The organism is Amycolatopsis rhizosphaerae (assembly GCF_007713715.1).
GTDB classification, from domain to species: Bacteria; Actinomycetota; Actinomycetes; order Mycobacteriales; family Pseudonocardiaceae; genus Amycolatopsis_E; species Amycolatopsis_E rhizosphaerae.
This window is the reverse complement of the sequence record NZ_VJWX01000637.1, coordinates 1-3,549: the sequence shown is the minus strand read 5'-3', so window position 1 is coordinate 3,549 and position 3,549 is coordinate 1. Positions and strand designations below refer to the sequence as shown.

General features: G+C 70.6%; 4 protein-coding genes and 1 pseudogene. 3 read left to right on the top strand and 2 right to left on the bottom strand.

The features are described from left to right. A pseudogene (locus FNH05_RS34655) lies at window positions 1–679 on the top strand (patatin-like phospholipase family protein); the annotation flags it as partial. A 19-nt stretch (window positions 680–698) separates the two neighbouring features. On the opposite strand, the gene FNH05_RS34650 reads toward FNH05_RS34655, so the two are convergent. Together FNH05_RS34650 and FNH05_RS39650 are read right to left on the bottom strand one after the other, a co-directional pair. Beyond that, complete coding sequence (locus tag FNH05_RS34650; RefSeq protein ID WP_144593070.1) at window positions 699–1,634, bottom strand: alpha/beta fold hydrolase; 936 nt, start codon at window positions 1,632–1,634, stop codon at window positions 699–701. Then, window positions 1,631–2,296: a CatB-related O-acetyltransferase gene (locus tag FNH05_RS39650; protein WP_246128125.1), complete on the bottom strand. Its 666-nt coding sequence runs from the start codon at window positions 2,294–2,296 to the stop codon at window positions 1,631–1,633. Before FNH05_RS39650 ends, FNH05_RS34650 begins: the two co-directional genes overlap by 4 nt. A 202-nt stretch (window positions 2,297–2,498) precedes the next feature. Here FNH05_RS39650 and FNH05_RS34640 point away from each other — a divergent pair, with 202 nt between their 5' ends. Together FNH05_RS34640 and FNH05_RS34635 are read left to right on the top strand one after the other, a co-directional pair. After that, window positions 2,499–3,092 (top strand): TetR/AcrR family transcriptional regulator, encoded by a 594-nt coding sequence (locus tag FNH05_RS34640; RefSeq protein ID WP_246128124.1) that lies wholly within the window; start codon window positions 2,499–2,501, stop codon window positions 3,090–3,092. Between the two features lie 34 nt (window positions 3,093–3,126). Next, window positions 3,127–3,549 (top strand): hypothetical protein (locus FNH05_RS34635; RefSeq protein ID WP_144593069.1); only part of this gene is annotated, 423 nt, incomplete at its 3' end.

The window sequence follows — 3,549 nt, the reverse complement described above, 5'->3', positions numbered from 1 at the left end:
GGCCTACCCCGGCCTGCCCCACGCCCGGCGCCTGCCCTACCTGTGGCGCGAGGTGTTCGGCCTCCACTCCCACCGCGACCGCCTGCTGCACGTCACCGACGGCGGCCATTACGACAACCTCGGCCTCGTCGAACTCCTGCGCCGTCGCTGCGGCCTCATCTACTGCGTCGACGCGGGTGCCGACGCGCCGCCGACCGCCACCACCCTGGCCGACGCGCTCACCCTCGCCGAGCAGGAACTCGGCGTCCGCGTCGAACTGCACGACCCGTGGCACGCCGAACCCGGTACCGGCAAACCCCTCGACACGCCCGAAGCGCCCTCCGTGCTCAACTCGCGCCTGGTGCACAGCCCCATCATCACCGGCACCATCCACTACCCGGCCGAAAGCGGCCTGCCCGCCGCCCAGCGCACGGGGCGTCTCGTCGTGGCCAAGGCCCTGCTCTGGCGCGACCTGCCGTACCCGCTGCTGTCCTACGCGGCACACCACCCCGAATTCCCCCACGACAGCACCGGCGACCAGTTCTTCGACGACGGCAAGTTCACCGCCTACACCGAACTCGGCCGACGTCTCGGTGAACTGGTCAACCGGCACATGCCCACCGGTGTCACGCTCGCGCTGTCCCGCTCCGGCCGCCGCGCGGGCGCCACGGTCCGGCGCTCCCCGACCCGGCGTCCCTGAACGAACCGCGACTTCCTGCTCACATCGACGCGAGTACGAAGTCGCGAATGAGGCGACCGACCACCTCGGGTGCGTCGAGGTGGACCATGTGGGCGGCGCCGTCGATTCGGACAGCTCGGACGAGACCGCTTTCCCGGCGTAGCGCGTCGATCTCGTGGGTGATTCCGGCGATGAGGGACTCGGTCAGTTCCTGGAGGTCCGGGGGCAGGTGATCGAGGGTGGGACGGCGGCCTCCCTGGACCACCAGCGCCGGACAGGCGAGGTGACGCAGTTCGGCGAACATGTCCCAGCCCTCCAGTGGCGCCATCAGCGCGGGGAGGGTACGCGGCGCCGGCCGGCGGGTACGACTGCCGTCCGCGGCCCGGGTGAGGCCGCGGCGGGCGTTCGCCTCTTCCAGGTCGGGATTCCAGCCCTGGGCGGCCGCGGCGGTACGGGCGGCGGCGATGATCTCCCGGGATTGCGCGGCGTCGACGTGTTCGGGGCCGGCCATGGCGGTGAACATCGCCAGTTGTTCACCGCGGCGCCGGGCGACTTCCGCCGCGGACAGGCCGGGATACAGGCCGGGGACGCCGCCGCCGAATCCGTCGAGGTCGACCACGCCGGGGCAGCCGGGGCGGGTGGCGGCATGGCGCACGGCGATCATTCCGCCAAGGGAGTGCCCGACCAGGTGCGGATTGCGCAGGCCCAAGGCGGCGATGACGGCATCGAGGTCGCCGAGATGGGCCTCCCAGCCGTAATCGTCGTCGGCCGGTGGATCGGAGCGACCGTGGCCACGCAGGTCGTAAGCGATCAGCCGGAGGCCGGACAAGGCTGGTCGAACCGCTTCCCAGTCCAGCAGGCTGCGGTGGGCGCCGTGCAACAGCACCACGTCGGGGCCTTGCCCGCCGTGGTCGACCACGGCGATCCGGCCGGCAGTGCCCGCCACCGTGGTGGTGATGTGGTCGGCGTCGATCATGAGGCCGGGATTCCTTTCCGGGTCATGGCGATCCGCTCGATTTCGCCGGGAGTGCCCGCCATGATCGTGGGCAGGTGCTCGGTCACGAGCTCGACGGGCCAGTCCCACCAGGCCGCTCGCAACAGCCGGTCGATGTCCGCTTCCTCGAACCGCTTCTTGATCAGGGTGGCGGGGTTGCCGCCCACGACGGCGTACGGCGGAACGTCGGCGGTGACGACCGATCCCGCGGCGATGATGGCCCCGTCGCCTATGCGCACGCCGGGCATCACCAAAGCCCGGTAGCCGAACCACACGTCGTTACCGACGACGGTGTCGCCGCGGCTGGGCATGCCGGTGACGAGGTCGAGGGTCCGTTCCGTCCAGGTTCCACCGAAGATCGTGAACGGGAACGTGGACACTCCCATCGTCGGATGCGCGGAGGCGGCCATCAGGAACCGGGTGCCGGAGGCGATCGCGCAGTACTTGCCGATGACGAGCCTTTCCGGCCCGTAGGCATAGAGCACGTTGCGTTGCTGGAACGCGGTCGCGTCCTCCTCGTCGTCGTAGTAGGTGTACTCGCCGACCTCGATGCGCGGGTCGGTTACCAGCGGTTTGAGGAACACCGTCCGGTCGTGGCCTGACAGCGGGTGCAGCGTGGCCGGATCGGGGATCGCGGGACTCAACAGGGGTGGCCTCACTTCTCGTCGTGGGTCCTCAGGGAGGAAACTATCGAAACTATCGCGACGAAAGTCGCGTTAATATGATCATGTCATCCTGCTCGTCGGAGCGCAATCACAAAAGCGACTGGAGTCGACTTTGTCTCAGGAACGACCGGCGCCGGGGACCGTGCGCCCCGGCGGACGCAGCGCCCGGGTCCGATCAGCCGTGATCGAGGCGGTCCTCGCCGAACTGTCCGGCGGCGGCTACGAGGGTCTGACCGTCGAGACCGTCGCCACCCGGTCCGGCGTGCACAAAGCCACCATCTACCGGCGCTGGGGCGGGGTGGACGGACTCGTTGCCGATGCCCTCGCCCACTCGGCGGAAGCACCCTGGCCCATTCCGGACACCGGCACCCTTGCGGGCGACCTCCAGGAGATCACCCGCGCGGTCCTCATCGGCTTCACCGATCCGCATCTGGGTGCCACCGCGACTGCCCTGATCAACGCCGCCCTGCGGTCCACCCAGGGGGCACGGGCGCTGGCCGCCTTCTTCGCCGCCCGTCTGACCCAGGCCGCCCAGGTCGTCACCCGGGCCATCGACCGCGGTGAACTCCCGCCCGGCGTCGACGCCGTCGAGGTCGTCCGTGCCGCCACCGCGCCGTTGTACTACCGGCTGTTCATCACCGACGAGCCCGTCGACGACGACGTCGCGAACCGGGCGGCGGCGGCCGCGGTCGCCGCCGCCCGCGCCGGGGTGTTCGACACCGCCATGGGTGAACAACAGGGAAACACCGGACGGAAAGCGGATGAACTAGACTGATCAACGACCGCCCACGCACCCCCGGAAGTACCCAGTGCCGACCTCGGTGACCTTGCGCTGGCTCGGGCCGCCGACCCGATGCGCGCCCGCCGCGATCCTCGACGCCCTCACCCCGCTCACCGAGCGCTACCGGCTGCACCTCGACACGCGCCGCGCCCGCACCCGCACCTATCTCGACACCGCAGACTGGCGCATCCGCCGCAACGGCCTCGTGCTCAGCCACGAGGTCGTCACCGGACCAGGTTCGCTTGTCCTCCACGGCGGGGAAGAACCGGTCACCGCCCGGCTCAGCGAGCCCCCGTCGTGGCCCGCCCGCGCCGAACAACTCGCTCCGGGGCCGGTCCGCGACGGCATCGCCGGCGCCATCAGCGTCCGTGCGGTGGCACCCAAACTCCGGTGCCGCACCGTCACCCGGGAAATCGCCGTCCGCAAGGCCGATGGCAGCACCGTCCTGCTC